This is a genomic window from Acetobacter papayae (assembly GCF_047721125.1).
Taxonomy (GTDB): domain Bacteria; phylum Pseudomonadota; class Alphaproteobacteria; order Acetobacterales; family Acetobacteraceae; genus Acetobacter; species Acetobacter papayae.
The window spans coordinates 26,930-45,679 of sequence record NZ_JBDNWF010000019.1 but is presented as its reverse complement, the minus strand read 5'-3'; the positions used below and the strand labels follow the sequence as shown (position 1 = coordinate 45,679).

Here is an 18,750-nt window from a genome sequence, read left to right as displayed (position 1 = left end):
TCGTCGTGCGGTATCGCGTCGGCTGCGGCTTGCTCATCTCGCCCAGCTACCAGAATGGATTCACCCCGTGAATCCCTCGCCACTATTTGCGCAACAAAGCCAACAAAATGCACAAATTCTATTTCCGTCTAGAATGACTAAGGGTATAGTCCATGACCATGGTGGGCATTTGTAAGTATTTTCTTGTCACCACTTTAGTGGTGACAATGTGCAAGGCTACTTCCTATAGCGCCCATGCACAAAACAAAGAAAAACTCCCTCAAGATGTTAAACGCTTTTTACACGATGCCGAGATTTGCCAGTATCTTTCTGGGGAATGGGATGAAAGCCTTCCGCGTGAAAGAAAAACCATACTATCCAAGAAAATGGATAAGACGTGCTCAGAGATATCCCTCCGGCAAAACCGGATAAAGAAAAAATATTACGATAATAAAATTATTATGGAACAAATAACCCCTTACGATTTTTGAAATTTTTTCATGCGCTCGTGATGATTTGTATATAAGAAATATAGTTGATATCAAAAACTCATACCCCATGAAATTCCACAATAAATCAATATCTCGTTAACTTTGTTCGGGACTATAAACTATAAACTATAATTAAATATAAATTTTATGTGCATTTTGTATAATTAGGCACATAAAGATATTTTATGAAAATACGCTATTGAAAGCAGTCTATATTTTATTGCTAATAAGCATTCCTACCGACACGAATACGTAGAGGAAGTGCCATGCCTTTTAAAATTCATGCAAAATCGATTTCTGGCGCTGTATGTGCCGGGCTGTTGCTGCTGAGTAGCTGCGCAACCAGCGCGCAGCGTATTGAAAGCAAGGAAGACCATCTGGCTGCGGCAGGTTTTGCCTTCCATCTGGCGGATACATCACAAAGGCAGACAATGCTGAACAAGCTGCCTGCTCATCGGTTTGTACGCCGTATTCATGACGGTAAGGTATTCTATGTCTATGCCGATCCCACCGTTTGTGATTGCCTGTATGTAGGCGATCAGAAAGCCTTTAGTGCCTACCAGCAGTACCGCCAGCAAAAAACATTGGCGAACGAGCAGCAGGAAACGGCTATTGATTATGACGATGCCGCATGGAACTGGGGTGATTGGGGCATGGGGCCAGGATGGGTCGGCTGGGATCCCGCATGGGGTAACTGGAACCCAGGCATGGGGCCTTACGGCTGGTAATAACGTTAAGTTAAGGTCAATATGAAACGCTTTTATTTTCTTCTGCTGGCCATTCTGTGGGCCACCCCTCTGATGAATCAGGCCTTTGCTGAAGGACATCAGGGAGAGAAAATCATTGCGGATGCCGGGGCGGTTGTATGGCAACCAGCCCCGGCCATTTTCCCCTCTGGAATCAAGATAGCCTATTTATATGGCGATCTTGCCAAGCACGAGCCATTCACCCTTCGGGTGATGATGCCGCCACACAGCTTTATTCCCCTGCACACCCATAATCTTGATGAAATGCTGACAGTCATATCTGGCGAGCTTGATCACTATACAGGCACCAGCATGAAAAACGCGACCATACATCATATGGCGTCTGGTGGCTTCGTACATCTCCCTGTCAATATGGCGCATGCTCTCAAAGCAGGCGATCATCCGGTTATTTTGCAGGTTTCGGGAGTTGGCCCGTTTGAAATGACCTATGTCGCCCCCAGAGATGACCCCAGGCATCAGCATTAATCCCCCGGATTGCACCCGACTTTGAGCCCGCAGCAGTCCAGCAAGGCAGAGTACTGAATTGCTCATGGACTGCGCGGGGCAGCCCCTCGGCAAAGGCGCAGACCTTGCCAGAAAGGACTGAAACAGGAGAAATCACCTATGCAGCCACGCTTTCAACTGTCTCGCCGTGCTCTTGTTCTGGGCGCTGTTGCCGTAACCACAGGTATCAACATACGCACAGCCATAGCGGCGGATGACCCGGCCACCCCGCGCCATATCGGTATTATCGGAGCAGGACAGGTTGGCGGCACACTCGGGCGGCTTTGGGCGCGAGCTGGTTATCCGGTCATGTTTTCTTCCCGCCATCCTGACCAGTTACAGATAACTCTGGCGGAAGCGGGGCCAAATGCCCATGCAGGCAGCGTGGCACAAGCCATTGCCTTCGCAAATGTGATCGTGCTTGCCGTACCTTACAAAGCCGAGCCAGAAATTGCCGCACAATACGGAGCCGCACTGTCTGGAAAAATCCTGATCGATGCAGATAATGCCTATGCCTTCCGCGATGGCGCGCTCGCGAACGAAGCCCATGCTGAAGGTGTAGCCCGCTACTCCGCCCATCTTTTTCCGCAGACACATTTTGTGCGGGCGTTTAATTCCGTCAATGCCAGCAGTCTGGCCAATGGGGGTGGCGGCAATACCCAGATTCTCTACAGCTACACGGACAACGCTGCCGGGGCTGTTGCATCCGAGCTTATCAAAGCCACTGGCAGCGTGCCTGTTCGGGGTCATGAACTCTGAACAGGCACGTTTTCAAAAAAATCCGTCATGTTGCACAGCAGGCGACTCATGCGCGCGCAGATGAATTTGGTGCAACATTGTGGGGTTTCGGGCTCTTTTTCTTTCTTTTCACCAGCTATGCAATCCTGCGGCCCGTGCGTGACTCCATGGGCATTGCCAGTGGCGTCCATCATCTCCAGTGGCTATTCAGCGCGACGTTCATCACCATGCTGGTCGCGGTTCCTATTCATGGCTGGCTGAACGCCCATGTTCCACGAACGCGTTTTGTCGACTGGATTTACGGTTTTTTCGCCCTCAATATGCTGTCTTTCGCGCTCGGCATGTTTTTCTGGCCAAGCAGCCCATGGCTTGCGCGTGTCTTTTTTGTCTGGCTATCCGTTTTCAACCTGTTTGTAGTCTCCGTATCATGGAGCCTGATGGCAGATGTGTTTGATCTGGCGCAGGCGCGCCGTCTCTTCGGATTTATTGCAGGTGGCGCCAGCGCTGGAGGCATAGCCGGGCCGGTTTTTGGCGCGCTGATGGTTAATATCCTGTCGGTGTCTGGCCTGCTCGTTGCATCCGCGTTGATGCTGGGCTGTGCGGCATTTGCCAAATCCCGCCTGATGCGCTGGCGCCTTACACGCGATACCGCCGCGGAACAGGAATCCCGCCAACAGCCGGTTTCAGGTAATCCTTTCTCAGGGTTTACGCTGGTCATCGGCTCACCTTACCTGCTTTGTCTTGCAGGGTTTGTTATGCTGCTGACCACCGCCTCCACTTTTCTTTATTTTGAACAGGCGCGCCTGGTTGCGGAAAATTTCCCCACGCGCGGTGCTCAGATCCGTGTTTTTTCGGCGATAGACGGAATCGTTCAGGCGCTATCGCTCATCTGCCAGCTTTTTATAACCGGCTCTTTTGCTCGCCGGTTTGGGTTGCTGGGCCTTTTGACCGTCGTTCCGCTCTTGATTGTAGCAGGGTTTCTGGTTCTGGCTGCATGCCCGACTTTTGGTGTGGTTGCTGTGGTCATGGGAATTCGGCGGATAGGGGAATATGCCTTTATCCGCCCCGGCCGGGAGATGCTGTTCACACGCATGCCGGTTGCTGTGAAGTATCGCGCCAAGAATTTTTTGGATACGGTGGTATACAGGGCAGGGGATGCCGTCAGCGGCTGGGTTAGTTCAACCCTGATGCTGCTGGCACATAGTCCGCTTTATATTTCTTTTGCAGGCGCGTTTCTGGCTCTCATATGGGCAGGCTGTGGCTATCTGCTCGCACAGCATAAAAATGAAGCTCCTGAACGCGCCTGATTCACCTGAACGTGGAAAGTAGTGTCTTTTGTCGAGAGCAGAGTATTCATCCGGTTTCGCCTTATTGTCTCTGGCCTGTGGTGCATTTGCCATCGGGGTAACGGAATTTACGCCCATGGGCTTGCTGCCCGTGCTGGCCGATGGCGTGCATGTCAGCGTTCCCAAGGCAGGCAGCCTGATCAGCGCCTACGCTTTTGGGGTGATGGGGGGAGCGCCCGTCATTACGCTGTTTCTGGCGCGCTATCCGCGCAAATACGCGCTGATCGGCCTGATGATCCTTTACACGATCGGCAATCTGACATCGGCTGCCAGCAGCAGTTACCAGCAACTGCTGCTAGCCCGGATTCTAACCAGTCTGGCCCATGGAGCCTTCTTTGGTCTGGGGGCAGTGGAAGCGGCCAGCCTTGTAGCGGCCAACCGCCGGGCCAGTGCGGTGGCCAGCATGTTCATGGGCCTAACTGTCGCTAATATCTTTGGTGTGCCCGCAGCAACATGGCTGGGCGACACGCTAGGCTGGCGTAGCGCTTTTGCCTGTATTTCCCTGCTCGGTCTTGTTGCCGTTGCCGCCCTGTCCTTTGCCCTGCCACTGGCCGAAGCCGGGCCAAGACCGGATGCAGCGGCAGAACTCAAAGCCATTCTGAGGCCCAACGCACTGATGGCGCTGGGTGTGACGGTTATCGGCGCGGGCGCCATGTTTGAGTTGTATACGTATATCGTACCGATGCTTGAACATATTACCAAAGCAAGCCCGACCCTGACGACAATTGCCTTGATGCTCATTGGTGTTGGCTTCAGCATCGGCAATGCCATTGGTGGGCGGGCGGCAGATCGCTCCACGGCCGGAACGCTGCTGATCTGTTTCCCGCTTCTCGGCCTGATCATGCTGCTCTTTCCCTTTGCTGCCACGGCACCCGCAGGGGCTCTGGTTGGCGTGCTGCTCTGGGGTATTGCCAGTTTTTCCATCATGCCCGCCTTGCAGATGCGCACCATGCAGGCTGCTCATGCTGCACCGGGCCTTGCCTCATCCGTTAATATAGGTGCGTTCAACCTCGGCAATGCATTAGGAGCGGCTCTTGGTGGCGCCGTGCTTTCGCTTGGGTTCGGGTATTCCATGGTGTCTATCGCAGGGCTGGCTATCAGCCTACTGGGCGTTCTGCTCGTTCTGCTGTCCCGCACTGGCGCGCTGTCTCCGCAGGCTGAGTAAGGAACCCGTCTCAACGGGGCTGCTTGTTCAGTCGTGTGGAAATCCATGAACATTCTGTTTGTATGGAGTATTGTCCTCTCCAGACAGACAGAATGTATGGAATTTCGATCATGGCTGATTACGCCTATCTGGCGCAGTGGAAAGAAGAAATAAACCGCAGCCCAAATGCCATTTACCTGACACTGGCCGATGCCCTTGCCCTGTCCATTCGCAAAGGGGTGTTGCAGGAAGGGGATAAACTGCCTCCGCAGAGAACAATAGCGGAGTATCTCGAAACCAACCTGACAACCGTCACCAGGGCCTTTACCGAGGCCCGGCGGCGAGGGCTGATTGATGCCACGGTCGGGCGGGGAACGTTTATCCGCATCGGTGCGGGGGAAAGCCACTGGCGGCATACCGGCCCAGCCGTGGTGGACCTGACTATGAATCTGCCACCCATTCCGCAGGACCCACCGCTCCAGCGTATTATTCAGAACGACCTTGCCACCATTCTGAAGCAGCAGGACCTCAACAGCCTGATGTCCTACCGGGTGACGGGGGGCACCGTTGCGGAGCGGCAGCTTGGAGCAAAGTGGATCGAACCGGTTATCGGTCAGAGACGGACGGACGAAATCCTTGTCTCTCCGGGAGCGCAGAGTGCGCTGGCCGCGATTGTCAGCACGCATACCCAGCCGGGAGATATCATCGTAACCGACCGTATTGCCTATCCCGGCATACGGACAATAGCAGCTCAGTTCGGCCTTATGCTGGTGGGGGTGGACAGTGATGCGGAAGGCATGATGCCCGACCAGCTTGACCGGGTCTGCTCGGAACACCACCCCCGGCTACTTTATTGTATCCCGACCATTCACAACCCCACAACAGCCACCATGTCGCTCCAGCGCCGCAAGGATATTCTGGCGGTTGCCCAGCACCATCACCTCACCATTGCCGAGGATGATCCTTACAGCCTGCTGATGGAAAACCCACTTCCTGCACTGGCCGCTCTTGATCATGGCCGGGTAAGCTATATCGCCACTCTGGCCAAGACCTTAAGTCCCGGTCTGCGCACGGCCTATGTCGCTCTGCCCAACCCGGACATGACCCGGCGGGTTACGGCGGCAATCCGGGCTCTGGCCCTTACGAATGCGGGTCTGCTCAGCGCGCTGGCTGCACGCTGGATGCAGACAGGGCAAGCACAGGCCATACTACATGGAATTCAGAAAGAATTACGCCTGAGACAATCGGTCGCCCGCCGGATTCTGGGCGATGGACATTGCCAGAACCCCGATGGCCCGCATGTATGGCTGAAGCTGCCAGACTGGTGGGGGAGTGCGGATTTTGTGGCTTATGCCCGCCGCCGGGGTCTGGCGCTTGTGCCCAGTACGGTTTTTACCATCAGCGGAGAACCACCACAAAGAGCGCGTATCGCGCTCGGTAGCGCACCAGATGTAGCCAGTCTGGAGGAATCTCTGCATGGCGTCCTGTCCGTGCTGCGACACAAACGCTCACCCGGCTTTACCGATATTGTCTGACGACTTGCCCCACCTGGAATCGGCCACACATGCCGATTTCAGGCACTGCTTCTGGCGGGCAGAAAAACAAGACAGCATGATATTCACGAATACGTGATAATAAAACCATTTTAAAACAATGTGTTAGCTATGAGAACTCTGATTGTATGAGTGATTGAGAATTTTTGTATGCTCCTGTCTTTTTCCGATGGGAGCTTTTTCATTTATTTGTTCGTTTTTGTACCCACAAAGTAAGTCATACAAAATTTTACGCGTCTCCCATCCCGTGCCACGGTCGCCACAGCACCACGGTCCGTTGCGGCCTTCCGCCGCAACCCGTGGCACACGGGAGAGATGCACATGCCCAAAATTGAACATGCGCCCCATCAGGATGGCGACTGCTTCGTTGATTACGAAAACAAGGTCTTTGAAGACGTACAGGCCAAACCGGGCGAGAAAGCCCTGATTACCTTCCATACGGTTGCGTTTGAAGGCTCCATCGGTTTTGTCAATCTGCTGCAGGCCACGCGTCTGATCCGCAAGGGGTTCGAGACATCGGTGCTGCTCTATGGCCCCGGTGTAACCCTTGGCGTGCAGCGCGGTTTCCCCCGCCTTGGCGATGAAGCTTTCCCCGGCCACATGAACTGCAACAAGCAGATCATGAAAATCCTTGAAGAAGGCGGCAAGGTTTATGCCTGTCGTTTTGCGTTGCAGGCTCTTTACGGCCACGGCGAAAAATCCCTGATCCCGGGCATTACCCCCATCAACCCGCAGGATGTGCTGGACCTGATCCTGCTCGCCCGCCGGGATAATGCCTTTATCCTCGATACCTGGACCGTCTGAAAAACCTTCGGGAAGGACCGCCCGCATGTCCCGTATAGTCCGCGCCGCAGCCATCCAGATCAGCCCTGTCCTTGGTGACGATGGTCTGGGTACTGCCCGGAAAGTCTGCCAGACCATCCGTGACGCCGCTGAAAAAGGCGTGCAACTGGCGGTCTTTCCTGAAACCTTTGTGCCGTATTACCCATATTTTTCATTCATCCAGCCTGCTTTTCGCTTCGGTGGTGAACATCTCGAGCTTTACGAACGTGCCGTTGTCATACCCGGTCCGGTTACGGATATGGTGGCAGAGGCCGCACGTGAGACCGGAATGGTTGTTGTGCTGGGAGTGAACGAACGGGATTTCGGAACTCTCTACAATACACAGATCATTTTCGACGCTACGGGAGACATTCTGCTCCGCCGCCGCAAGATTACACCCACCTATCATGAACGCATGGTCTGGGGGCAGGGCGATGGGGCAGGGCTGCGGGTAGTCGATAGCGCCGCAGGCCGTATCGGGGCGTTAGCCTGCTGGGAGCACTACAATCCGCTCGCCCGCTATGCACTGATGACCCAGCATGAGGAAATTCATTGCGCGCAGTTTCCCGGCTCACTGGTTGGGCAGATTTTTGCCGATCAGATGGAAGTCACAATCCGCCATCATGCGCTGGAATCCGGTTGCTTTGTCGTGAACGCAACCGGTTGGCTTACGGAAGAGCAGATTAGCGAAATCGCGCGTGACCCGGCTCTTGAAGGCCCCCTGCGTGGCGGCTGCTTTACGGCCATTGTCTCGCCCGAAGGCAAGCTGCTCGGCACACCGCTTACTGAAGGTGAGGGCATGGTGATTGCGGATCTCGATTTCGCGCTCATTACCAAACGCAAGCGCATGATGGATTCCGTGGGGCACTATGCACGCCCTGAACTCCTGAGCCTGCTGCATGACCGACGTCCGGCCCGCACCGTGCGTTATGAGGGTGAAGCGGTGCTCAACACGGATGAGGCCGGGTCATGACCATTCCAACGCTTGGCACCTATACAGGCCGTAAGCTCGTAACCGACCTCCAATCGTTCGGGCTCCAGCTTGGCGACGATACCAGCGGTATTGGCCGCAAAGGCGGCGCAGGCCCATCGGACCATAAGACCATCACCATCGCAGGTCATACGGTTATGGTGCCAGTCTATACATCCGGGGCACGGCATTCGCCCTTTCAGGCTAGCCCGCCGGATCAGAGTGGTGCCAGCACGCTGCTGCGTGACGGGCAGAGGCTTGGCACCATCCATTTCCCCGCCGCGCCGCGCTTTTATGGGCGGAGCACGGCAGATGGCATTCCTTACTGGAAAATTGCCCTGCTGCATGGCCGCGATACGCTGGCTACCACGGTTCACCAGACCTGTATCCGCTATGCCGACCGCCGGACATCCTGCCAGTTCTGCGCCATTGGCCAGTCGCTTGAAGCCGAGCGCACCATTGCCTACAAAACCCCAGCACAACTTGCCGAGGTCGCAAAGGCCGCAGTGGAACTCGACGGCGTGCGTGACATGGTGCTGACAACCGGCACTCCCAACGTCATTGACCGTGGTGCCGCCGTGCTGGCGGAATCAGCCCGCGCCATCAAGGCAGCGATAGACCTGCCATTACAGGTGCAGTGCGAGCCTCCGCGTGACCATAACTGGTTCGAGCGCCTACGTGACTCCGGGGCCGATAGTCTTGGCATGCACCTTGAGGCCGCCACACAGGCCGTGCGCGAAAAAATCATGCCCGGCAAAGCAACCGTCAGTGTTGAGCGGTATATGCAGGCCTTTGCCAGCGCGGTACCGGTTTTCGGTCGTGGGCAGGTCAATACCTACATTCTGGCGGGGCTAGGCGACAGTGCCGAGGAAATCCTGAATCTGGCCGAGCGACTGATTACACTGGGCGTTTATCCCTTTGTGGTGCCGTTCGTGCCTATTTCCGGCACCCCGCTTGAGCAGCACACCCCGCCTTCAGCCGATTTCATGAAATCCGTTCTGGCCCCTCTGGGGCAGATGCTACGCAACGCAAACATGAAATCCACCGATATCCGTGCTGGATGCGGCCGGTGCGGCGCCTGTTCCTCCCTCTCGGCCTATGAGGCCTGAGCCATGATGTTTGAAGGCGTGGAAAACCGGTCGTTCATTCCCATGGAATATGTCATCCGCCTCGCGCGCACTCCGTGGGAACGCGCAGGCTATCATGCCCTGCGGCGTGAGGTCTTCTGCACGGAGCAGGGGGTGTTTTCCGGCCATGACCGTGATGTGATTGACGAAACCGCCATCCCCATCATCGCAGCATGCTGCGTAGCCGGCATGCCGGACAGGGTTGTAGGGGCCGTGCGTATTCATGAACCCGAGCCGGGGCTATGGCGCGGCTCCCGTCTGGCGGTTCATGCCGAACACCGCAAACTCGGGCGAATTGGAGCGGAACTGATCCGCATGGCGGTCTGCACGGCGCATGGGCTAGGGGCAACCCGGTTTCTTGCGCAGGTGCAGGAGCAGAACGTGCTGTTCTTCCGCCGCCTTTACTGGACAAGCCTTGGAGCCATTACCCTGCATGGTCGCCCCCACCATGACATGCAGGCCGACCTGTCACGCTATCCAGCCCATGGACGTGACCAGACATGGCTGCTCCGGCCACAGCCGCGCAACCGGGAGGCAGCATAATGGCCAGCACTCTGGCAAACCTGCTCCACACCCTGCGCGAAGGGCGAGCGCTGGCGGCCAAGCAGGATATTGCAAAGGCCATGAGCATTCTTGGCTCTGACGTGCGCGGTCCCGCCCGACTGGGAGATGACTGCGCCGCCATTCCCGATGGCGATGGCTACCTGCTTTTTGCCAGCGAAGGCTTTCAGGACAGTTTCGTGCGCGCCATGCCGTGGTTTGCCGGGTATTGCGGCGTTATGGTCAATGCCAGCGATATTGCTGCCATGGGGGGCAGGCCCGTTGCCGTAACTGATGCCCTGTGGAGCGATGAGAGCGATATCGCCGCCGCCATTCTCACCGGCCTGCATGATGGCGCACGCGCCTATAACGTGCCGGTGGTGGGTGGGCACACCAATATGCGCAGCACCCATAACTCGCTTTCCGTAGCCATTCTCGGGCGGGCAAATGCCCTACTGAGTAGCTTTGATGCCCGTGCGGGTGAGGTGCTGATTGCCGCTATTGACCTGCGGGGCCGGTGGCATGACCCGCATCCTTTCTGGGATGCCAGTTCGGCTCTTTACACCGCCGGAGAAGCCGAACGGCTAAGGGATGATCTGGAACTGCTGCCAGATATTGCCGAAGCAGGACTAAGCCGCGCCGCCAAAGATATCAGCATGGCGGGGTTACTGGGCACGGCCCTCATGCTGGCAGAATGTTCTGCAATCGGCATGCGCATCACGCTTGAGGACATTCCCCGGCCGGATAACGCCCCCATGGAGCGCTGGCTCTCGGCTTTTCCCAGCTATGGCTATCTGCTGACCGCCCGACCGGACGATGCACAGGCCATACTCACCCGTTTTCAGGCCCGTGGCATAGCAGCATCCATAATCGGCCAGTGCGATGATACAAAACGGCTCGATGTCCTCTGGAACGGAACACAGGAAACCTTCTGGGACCTCGCTACAACACCGCTCATGGGATGTGCGCCATGAGTATATCCATTGGCATTCTGACGCATTCCACCAATCCGCGCGGTGGGGTGGTGCATGCCATGGCACTGGCCGAAACCCTGTGTGCAGAAGGGTACAACGCAACCCTGATTGCCCCGGATGAAACCGGGGCGGGGTTTTTCCGCACACCACGCTGCCCGGTATGGTGCATTCCAGCGCGTGGCGCGCAGAGCCTGCCGGCTCTGGTTACGCAGCGTGTGGGCGAGATACAGCAGGCCCTGCGCTCCCATTCCTTTGATGTGCTCCACGCACAGGACCCCATCAGCGCCAATGCCCTGGCAGATCTGGTGCAAGAAGGCAGGATAACGGGCTTTGCCCGTACTGTGCACCATCTCGACAGCTTTGATCACCCCGAACTGGCGGCAAGGCAGGAACGTGGCTTCATGACCGCCACCGAACTGCTGAGCGTCAGTTCCCTGTGGAAAAACATTCTACAGGACAGGCATGGGCGGACGGCCCCGGTTGTCGGCAATGGCGTCGATCCGGCAAAGTTTTCTCCCCACCCCGATAAGCAGGATTCCGCCTTACGGGCGCGCTATCATCTGCCCGCTGACAGACGCCTGATCCTGTCCGTAGGGGGGATCGAGCACCGCAAGAATACCCTGCTGCTGCTGGAGATGTTTCTGGCTCTCTGTCAGGAGCAGCCGGACCTTCATCTGGTCGTGGCGGGTGGGGCCTCGCTTCTCGATCATTCCGCTTGCCGGACCGCATTCGATGCCCGCCTGCGGGCCAGCGGGCTGGCTGATCATGTGAGCGTAACCGGCCCCGTAGCGGATGAGGACATGCCGGCTTTTTACCGGCAGGCAGCCGTACTGGCCTATCCATCCGCCGTTGAAGGGTTCGGATTATGCCCGCTGGAGGCTCTGGCCTGTGGTACGCCCGTTATCGTACCCAATGCGCCGCCTTTCACCGAGCATCTGTCCGGCTCTGATGTGCTGTGGTGCAACCCGGATCAGCCGCACAGCCTGTTGCAGGCACTCCGTGAAGCCCTGAGCCCGGAAAGCCGCACACATTTTCTGGCGGCAGGCCCCATTACGGCCCGCCGCTTCGACTGGCGCAGTGTCGCCCGTCGCCACCTTCCTGCTTACCGGCGTCTGGCGGCCCTGTCCGGCATTGACGCCCGTGCTTTCGGAGATTTGCACTCATGCCCGAAATGATCTTTCGCGTGCGCTGGCCAGACGGCACGGAGGCGGATTGTTACTCCCCCTCGCTGGTTATTCAGGAGCACTTTGTTCCGGGGCAGGCTTACCCGGTCAGCACCTTCCTGAATAAAGCGGAAACCGCCCTGAACGAAGCCAGCGAGCGGGTGCGTGCCCGTTACGGCTTCCCCTGCAGTCGGGCTCTTGGCCAGTTACAGAGCATACGCCAGAGCTGCGCCCCCTTTCTTGAGCGACCCGACGCCACAGTAAGCGTCCTGTCTTTCAGATCCTGAAAAACGGAATAGTACCATGACATCGAACGAAAAAAGCATTCCCGTTATTATCGTCGGCGGTGGTCAGGCTGGCCTTTCCATGAGCTGGTATCTCTGCCGCGAAAATATCGAGCATATTGTTTTTGAAGCCAGCACAGCCTGCCATTCATGGGATGATGAACGCTGGGACAATTTCTGCCTTGTTACCCCTAACTGGCAATGCGCACTGCCCGGGCACCCCTATAAGGGCAAAGACCCGCACGGCTTTATGGTGAAGCAGGAAATCATTGATTATGTAAAAGGCTTTGTGGATTCCTTTACTCCCCCCTTGCGCGAGCACACACCGGTTACATCCATTACACGGCATGAAAACGGTGGGTATCGGGTGGTAGCCAATAATGAAATCTGGCATGCGCGCCATGTGGTTATCGCATCTGGTGCATATCATGACGCTGTCATTCCCGGTTACGCCAGCGCAATCGATCCCTCCATTATGCAGGTGCATTCGCAGGATTACCGTAACGCAGCACAGTTGCCTGAAGGCGCCGTTCTGGTCGTGGGAAGCGGCCAGTCAGGCGCCCAGATTGTCGAAGACCTGTTTATTGAAAAGCGTCAAACCCATCTATGCGTTGGCTCAGCCCCCCGTGTTTCGCGCTTCTACCGTGGGCGGGATGTTGTGGACTGGCTGGCGGACATGCATTTCTATGATCTCACAGTCGATAATCACCCGCTACGCGATGGTGCACGTGACAAAACCAACCATTACGTCACAGGCCGTAATGGCGGGCATGACCTTGACCTGCGCCTTTTCGCCAGTGAAGGCGTCGGGCTGCACGGCACGCTTGAGACCATCCGCGATGACGTGGCGCATTTCCTGCCCGATTTAAAAGAAAACCTTGATGATGCGGACAAAACCAATGCCGACATCAAGCAGTCTATCGATGCCTATATCGCCCGAGAAGGAATCAGCGCGCCTACGGAAGCCCCTTACACACCCGTATGGACACCTGATGGACAGAACACACCGCTCGACCTGAAAGCCGCCGGTATTACCTCCATTGTCTGGTGCATTGGGTTCCGGCCCAATTATCGCTGGATTGACGTGCCGGTTTTCAACGGTGCGGGCAAACCGCTGTGGCAGCGTGGCGTTACGAATGCGCCGGGCTTTTACTTCCTTGGCCTGCCATGGCTGCACACATGGGGGTCTGGTCGGTTTTCCGGCATCTCGCGTGATGCCGCGTGGCTGACCAGCCAGATCACAGGCCACAATATCCCTGTAGCCTGAAACCAGACGGAGCAAAAACCATGCTTCCATGGACAACATACGAGGCAATGACCGCGGCAGCCCTAACCCAGCCTGAGACATTCTGGCTGGAAGCCGCACAGCGCATTACATGGAAGCAGCCCCCCGCCACGGCGTGCCGCGTGCGGGAGGATGGATGGTACGACTGGTTTGCCGGCGCCACTCTCAACACCTGTCATAATGCGCTAGACCGCCATGTTGAAAATGGCCGCGCAGACCAGACCGCTCTTGTCTGGCATTCCTGCGCCACAAAGGAACAGCAAAGCATAACTTACGAGGCGTTGCAGGGCAGGGTGGCCGGATTTGCCGGGGGCCTGCGCGCTCTGGGGGTAGGGAAGGGAGATCGTGTCCTGATTTCCATGCCCACAATGATTGAAACCGCCATAGCCATGCTGGCCTGCGCCCGGCTGGGTGCTGTGCATGTCGTAGTTTTTGCCGGATATGCCGGACCTGAACTGGCCGCACGGATTGACGATGTAGCGCCCAAAGTCATCATCACCGCCAGTTGCAGCTTTCAGGGCCGCACAGCCATTTCGTCCACACCCGCTCTGCAGGAGGCTCTTGCAAGGGCTACGCATACAGCACAGGCCTGCATCATTGTGCAGCGGGCGGCATGCCCGACCAGACTGATGGCCGGACGCGACTACGATTTCCATACGCTGGAACTGGCTGCCCCTGTGCCACCTGTTCCCGTACTGGCAGAAGACCCGCTCTATATTCTCCACACATCCGGCACGACCGGAAAAGCCAAAGGCATTGTAAGAGACAATGGAGGGCATGCTGTAGCACTCGCCCTGTCCATGGAACTTATTTACGGCTGCCAGCCGGGTGATACGTTTTTCACGACATCGGATCTCGGCTGGGTTGTCGGCCATTCCTATGGTGTTTACGCCCCCCTCATTAGTGGCTGCACCAGTGTCATAGTGGAAGGCTCGGCCTCGGCCTCCACCATCCGCACACTCTGTGCGGAGCATGCCGTAACATGCCTGTTTACCACCCCCACACAAATGCGCCTGATACGGCAGGAAAGCCGCCATATCTGCCCACCAGCACCGCCCACACTAGCCCGTATTTTTGTGGCCGGGGAATATGCAGACCCGACATTGCTCGACTGGGCGCGTTCATATTTTCAGCGGCCCGTTGTCAATCACTGGTGGCAGACGGAAACCGGGTGGAGCATCACCGCTCATTTTTTCGGCCTGCACGAGCCTGAGCCAACCAACCTTGCAAACGAGATCGGCCGTCCCGCACCGGGTTTTCGTCCCGTTATTGCACCAGCACTACCGGGCGAACCCTGTGGCGAGATCATGCTCGCACTCCCGCTACCACCTGGCTGTCTGGCTGGGGTGTGGCGTGAGCACTCAATCCATGCACCGGACCTGTATCTGGACGACACCGGGCAATACTATCGCAGCTTTGACGAAGGCATGATCGATACAGATCACGCCGTGCGGATGCTTGGGCGCTCTGACGATGTCATCAAGGTTTCAGGCAGACGGATTTCGGGCATCCAGATCGAAAAAATCATCGCGATTCATCTGGCAGTTCATAGCTGCGCCGTTGTAGCCGTTGCCGATACACTTAGGGGGCAACGCCCGGTGGCCTATGTCGTGATCGACAAGGGTGCAGACACGCCCCCCACAGCGGATGACCTCATAACAGAGGTCAATAAAACGCTCGGTCGATGGACTGGCCTACGCGACATTCATTTTGTCGAAGCACTGCCCACCACCAAGTCAGGCAAAATAACCCGTAAGGCCCTTGCCTCCGCACAGAGTCTCTGACTGCTCACGTTTACTACCGAAAAACGCTATCGCCGAGCCTTCTTCTGCTTTTCGTGTTTGCGCATCCCCTAGTCGGATCGACAAAAGCGGGAAGGTAGAGCCTATGCTAGCGTGAAGTGTTCAAATCAGAACTGAGGCAGCAACATGGCCAGTGGCTGGGCACCGGATAGTGCGGTGCAGGATCAGATTGACGATACGGTTGCCGATGCGGTCAAGCGGGCTCGGGCTCATATCCCACAGGGTGAAAGCGAAACCCATTGCCGTGAATGTGGTGAAGATATTCCCCCTGCACGGGCCAAGGCGCTACCCGGCGTCAAGCTGTGTATAGACTGCCAGACAGAGCGGGATAAACAGCCACGTTTCTCGGCCATCAACCGGCGAGGCAGCAAGGATAGTCAGCTTCGTTAAATGGGTATCACCCGTCTTTTACAAGCGGGTGATACCATTAGTTGAGGTTTGCCCCCTCAGGCGCGTGAAAACACGACATCAGCCTTAAGGCGTGACTTCGGCAGCTTAGCGTTGAAATCGCTCTCCGCATGATAACCAAGCGAGACCAGCACCACCGGCGTCAGGTTCTGAGCTTTGAGGTTGAATTCTTCCGACAGAGCTGCAGCATCAAACCCTTCCATCGGCGTTGCATCCACACCTAACAGACCGGCAGCCAGAAGCAGGAAGCCCTGCGCAATATAGGTCTGTTTTTCCGCCCACTGGGCGACATCTCCAGCCTGCTCATGCAGATTGACATAGCCTGAACGGGTCTTGCCCTGCGCATCACGCGCCTGCTCATTGGCGAAACGGCCATCGGCATCTTCCTGCGCTAGCAGGGTATCCAGATAGGCGGGTTCAAGCGTGTCACGCGCACACAGCACCACAACATGAGAGGCATCGCGCACTTTGGGCGCATTATAGCTGAACGGCCCGGTGAGTGCCTTGGCCAGGCGTTCCTTACCTTCTGCCGTATCCGCCACGATAAAATGCCATGGCTGCGAATTGACTGAGGAAGGACTGTAACGCAACGAAGCCAGTAGCTGGGTTACGGTTTCATCCGACAGCGTGCGGCTCGGATCATAGGCCTTGGTTGTATACCGCGTTTCGAGAACTTTGATCAGATCCATTGTTCTGCCCCGTAAAAACATAACGAAAAACTGCACGGCAGGATGGGAAGTTTCAGCCTCCCGGTCAAGCGTCTGGCAGCCTCCCGACTTTAACGGGGCAGGGCGGTCAGGCTATTTTAAAAAACCCACAAGCTTTTCCGCTTCGCTGACAATCGGTTCCGCAATGGCCTGAGCCCGCTGCGCACCCAGACGCAGAGTGTTCAGCAGATGCGTTTCATCACCAAGCAGGCGGGTCGTTTCCTTACCGATAGGAGCAATGGCCTGCACCACAACCTCTGTCAGCGCCGCTTTAAACGGACCAAAACCCTGCCCCTGATGCTGGTCGAGTACCTGCTGAGCACTCATATCTGCCAGCGCTGCATAGATAGCGACAAGGTTGCGGGCTTCAGGTCTATCTGCAAGGCCTTCCGGTTCCGCTGGCAGCACTTCCGTATCGGTTTTGGCACGGCGGATTTTCAGGGCGATGGTATCTGCATCATCCGTCAGCTCGATACGGCTCTGGGCAGATGGGTCCGACTTGGACATTTTCTTGGTGCCATCTCGCAGGCTCATGACCCGGGCAGCGGCTGTCGGGATAAGGGCCTCAACCTGCGGGAAAAACTCAACCCCGTAATCGTGGTTAAACTTCTGCGCGATATCGTTCGCCAGTTCCAGATGCTGTTTCTGGTCTTCCCCCACGGGGACACGGGTTGCCTTGTAGGCAAGAATGTCAGCAGCCATCAAGTTAGGATACACGTACAGCCCGGATGAATGATTTTCCCGGTCCTTGCCAGCCTTGTCCTTGAACTGGGTCATACGGTTGAGCCAGCCAAGACGGGTAACGCAGTTAAAAATCCACGCCAGCCGGGCATGAGCCGACACAGCAGACTGGTTGAACAGGATATGCCTGGAGGCATCAATGCCTGAAGCGAGCAGAATGGCAGCCTGTGTCAGCGTATGGCGACGCAGTTCTTCCGGTGCCTGCCATGTCGTAATGGCGTGCATGTCCACAAGGCAGAAAATGCACTCGTGATCTGCCTGCAGGCTTACCCAGTTACGAATGGCCCCGAGATAGTTGCCTAGCTGGGGCACGCCTGAAGGCTGGATACCGGAAAAAATACGCTGCATGAGAGTAACTGCTATCCGTAGTGACGTTATACAAAATTTCAGGGAATGGGGTGCTGACGGTTCAGAGCATCGCGTTCATCCGCCACCTGTCCTGCGGACTTGGCAGCGGCACGCGCCGCAGCAATATCCGATGGGCTGATAGCAGGGGCATTCTCTCGCCCACCCCGGGCGGAAAGCCATGTCAGGATGCTGGCTACATCCTCATCCTTCAGGTAGCGAAAAGGGGGCATTTCGGCATTATAGGGCTGGCCATTGGCCATGATCCTGCCGCTCACACCATGCATGAGCACATCCGCCAGATAATGCCGTCCTTCAGGCGTTGCGGCTATCTTGTCTATACGCCCGACAAGAGGCGGCACGGAACCCGGCATGCCATCACCACCATGGTGGCAGATGCCGCAATTATTGCCGTAAAGTGATTTGGGACTTTTAGGAGAGCAGCCCGCGAGCAGCAGAACTGCCGCCACCGCCATAACTCCCCGACGCATCATGCGCATCTCTGCACCATCAAACGCATAATGGGAGCCTTTTCTGAAAAAAGGGCCCCCATACGCGCCTGTGCCTGATCAGGGCATTGCATGGGTATGTTCAACACCCAGCAACTGGATACGGAAAATAAGCGGGCTATCGGAAGGAATAACCCCCATGGCCTTATGGCCATAACCCAGCTCCGGCGGCACATACAGCATCCAGCTATCACCCACATGCATGAGCGGCAGCGCCTCCATCCAGCCTTTGACCAGACCATTCAGCGGCATCTGCATATAAGCGCCGTTACCGTGCTGTTCGGAGCTGTCAAAAATGGACCCATCAGGCAGTCGGCCTTCATAAATCAGCATCATGACATCGCCCAGCTTGGGCTGCTCGCCATTTTTGGGGCCTGATTCCAGAACCTTGTAAGCCAGTCCGTCTTTCAGCTTCACCACACCCGGCTCGGCTACAAGCTTGGCCATCTGCTGGGTAGGTGTCAGATCTTCATCTGAATCCTTGTGCGCCCCGCAGCCTGTCAGCGCGAGAGAGGCCGCCATGACAGCGGCGAAAGTTCCAGATTTTGACAGAAAATGACGGACCATGTTCG

21 protein-coding genes are annotated in these 18,750 nt (G+C 56.6%); 17 read left to right on the top strand and 4 right to left on the bottom strand.

From position 1 onward, the window contains the following. The first annotated feature begins 152 nt into the window (after window positions 1-152). The 17 genes from ABF757_RS07560 (at window position 153) to ABF757_RS07480 (ending at window position 15,858) form a co-directional block, all read left to right on the top strand. Window positions 153-470 carry a hypothetical protein gene (locus ABF757_RS07560; RefSeq protein ID WP_415481616.1) on the top strand — a complete coding sequence of 106 codons (318 nt, stop codon included), beginning with the start codon at window positions 153-155 and terminating at the stop codon, window positions 468-470. A gap of 266 nt (window positions 471-736) precedes the next feature. Continuing rightward, window positions 737-1,198 (top strand): hypothetical protein, encoded by a 462-nt coding sequence (locus ABF757_RS07555; protein WP_025859959.1) that lies wholly within the window; start codon window positions 737-739, stop codon window positions 1,196-1,198. Window positions 1,199-1,219: 21 nt separating this feature from the next. After that, window positions 1,220-1,702, top strand: coding sequence for a cupin domain-containing protein (locus ABF757_RS07550; RefSeq protein WP_415481615.1), 483 nt, complete (start codon window positions 1,220-1,222; stop codon window positions 1,700-1,702). Between the two features lie 138 nt (window positions 1,703-1,840). Further along, window positions 1,841-2,479, top strand: coding sequence for an NADPH-dependent F420 reductase (locus ABF757_RS07545; protein ID WP_415481614.1), 639 nt, complete (start codon window positions 1,841-1,843; stop codon window positions 2,477-2,479). 77 nt (window positions 2,480-2,556) lie between these two features. Then, window positions 2,557-3,765, top strand: a complete 1,209-nt coding sequence (locus ABF757_RS07540; RefSeq protein ID WP_415481613.1) for an NTP/NDP exchange transporter — start codon at window positions 2,557-2,559, stop codon at window positions 3,763-3,765. 28 nt (window positions 3,766-3,793) lie between these two features. Beyond that, window positions 3,794-4,969, top strand: coding sequence for an MFS transporter (locus tag ABF757_RS07535; protein ID WP_415481612.1), 1,176 nt, complete (start codon window positions 3,794-3,796; stop codon window positions 4,967-4,969). Window positions 4,970-5,079: 110 nt separating this feature from the next. Then, on the top strand, window positions 5,080-6,483 hold the full coding sequence (locus ABF757_RS07530; RefSeq protein WP_415481611.1) for an aminotransferase-like domain-containing protein: 1,404 nt from the start codon (window positions 5,080-5,082) through the stop codon (window positions 6,481-6,483). A 339-nt stretch (window positions 6,484-6,822) separates the two neighbouring features. Beyond that, window positions 6,823-7,305 (top strand): MSMEG_0572/Sll0783 family nitrogen starvation response protein, encoded by a 483-nt coding sequence (locus tag ABF757_RS07525; RefSeq protein WP_207854209.1) that lies wholly within the window; start codon window positions 6,823-6,825, stop codon window positions 7,303-7,305. Window positions 7,306-7,330: 25 nt separating this feature from the next. Continuing rightward, entirely contained in the window at window positions 7,331-8,296 is a 966-nt protein-coding gene (locus ABF757_RS07520) for a Nit6803 family nitrilase (RefSeq protein ID WP_415481609.1), read from the top strand. Then, window positions 8,293-9,402 carry an MSMEG_0568 family radical SAM protein gene (locus ABF757_RS07515; RefSeq protein WP_415481608.1) on the top strand — a complete coding sequence of 370 codons (1,110 nt, stop codon included), beginning with the start codon at window positions 8,293-8,295 and terminating at the stop codon, window positions 9,400-9,402. Before ABF757_RS07520 ends, ABF757_RS07515 begins: the two co-directional genes overlap by 4 nt. A 6-nt stretch (window positions 9,403-9,408) precedes the next feature. Beyond that, window positions 9,409-9,963 (top strand): MSMEG_0567/Sll0786 family nitrogen starvation N-acetyltransferase, encoded by a 555-nt coding sequence (locus ABF757_RS07510; RefSeq protein ID WP_415481619.1) that lies wholly within the window; start codon window positions 9,409-9,411, stop codon window positions 9,961-9,963. Beyond that, entirely contained in the window at window positions 9,960-10,934 is a 975-nt protein-coding gene (locus tag ABF757_RS07505; RefSeq protein ID WP_415481618.1) for a sll0787 family AIR synthase-like protein, read from the top strand. The genes ABF757_RS07510 and ABF757_RS07505 overlap by 4 nt, the downstream gene beginning before the upstream one ends. Further along, window positions 10,931-12,109 (top strand): MSMEG_0565 family glycosyltransferase, encoded by a 1,179-nt coding sequence (locus ABF757_RS07500; RefSeq protein ID WP_415481607.1) that lies wholly within the window; start codon window positions 10,931-10,933, stop codon window positions 12,107-12,109. Before ABF757_RS07505 ends, ABF757_RS07500 begins: the two co-directional genes overlap by 4 nt. Beyond that, window positions 12,097-12,384, top strand: a complete 288-nt coding sequence (locus ABF757_RS07495) for an MSMEG_0570 family nitrogen starvation response protein (RefSeq protein ID WP_025859952.1) — start codon at window positions 12,097-12,099, stop codon at window positions 12,382-12,384. The genes ABF757_RS07500 and ABF757_RS07495 overlap by 13 nt, the downstream gene beginning before the upstream one ends. A gap of 16 nt (window positions 12,385-12,400) precedes the next feature. Beyond that, window positions 12,401-13,648 carry an MSMEG_0569 family flavin-dependent oxidoreductase gene (locus ABF757_RS07490; RefSeq protein ID WP_415481606.1) on the top strand — a complete coding sequence of 416 codons (1,248 nt, stop codon included), beginning with the start codon at window positions 12,401-12,403 and terminating at the stop codon, window positions 13,646-13,648. Between the two features lie 20 nt (window positions 13,649-13,668). Further along, a complete protein-coding gene (locus tag ABF757_RS07485) occupies window positions 13,669-15,450 on the top strand; it encodes an AMP-binding protein (RefSeq protein WP_415481605.1) in 1,782 nt (593 codons plus the stop codon). A gap of 144 nt (window positions 15,451-15,594) precedes the next feature. Beyond that, window positions 15,595-15,858 (top strand): DksA/TraR family C4-type zinc finger protein, encoded by a 264-nt coding sequence (locus ABF757_RS07480; RefSeq protein ID WP_415481604.1) that lies wholly within the window; start codon window positions 15,595-15,597, stop codon window positions 15,856-15,858. A 56-nt stretch (window positions 15,859-15,914) separates the two neighbouring features. On the opposite strand, the gene nfsB is transcribed toward ABF757_RS07480, so the two are convergent. The 4 genes from nfsB to ABF757_RS07460 form a co-directional block, all read right to left on the bottom strand. Then, window positions 15,915-16,565 (bottom strand): oxygen-insensitive NAD(P)H nitroreductase, encoded by a 651-nt coding sequence (gene nfsB, locus ABF757_RS07475; protein WP_415481603.1) that lies wholly within the window; start codon window positions 16,563-16,565, stop codon window positions 15,915-15,917. Between the two features lie 111 nt (window positions 16,566-16,676). Then, window positions 16,677-17,672: a tryptophan--tRNA ligase gene (trpS, locus tag ABF757_RS07470; protein ID WP_415481602.1), complete on the bottom strand. Its 996-nt coding sequence runs from the start codon at window positions 17,670-17,672 to the stop codon at window positions 16,677-16,679. A 38-nt stretch (window positions 17,673-17,710) separates the two neighbouring features. After that, on the bottom strand, window positions 17,711-18,163 hold the full coding sequence (locus ABF757_RS07465; protein WP_415481601.1) for a c-type cytochrome: 453 nt from the start codon (window positions 18,161-18,163) through the stop codon (window positions 17,711-17,713). A 75-nt stretch (window positions 18,164-18,238) separates the two neighbouring features. Then, complete coding sequence (locus ABF757_RS07460; RefSeq protein WP_415481600.1) at window positions 18,239-18,745, bottom strand: FKBP-type peptidyl-prolyl cis-trans isomerase; 507 nt, start codon at window positions 18,743-18,745, stop codon at window positions 18,239-18,241. Between the last annotated feature and the right edge of the window lie 5 nt (window positions 18,746-18,750).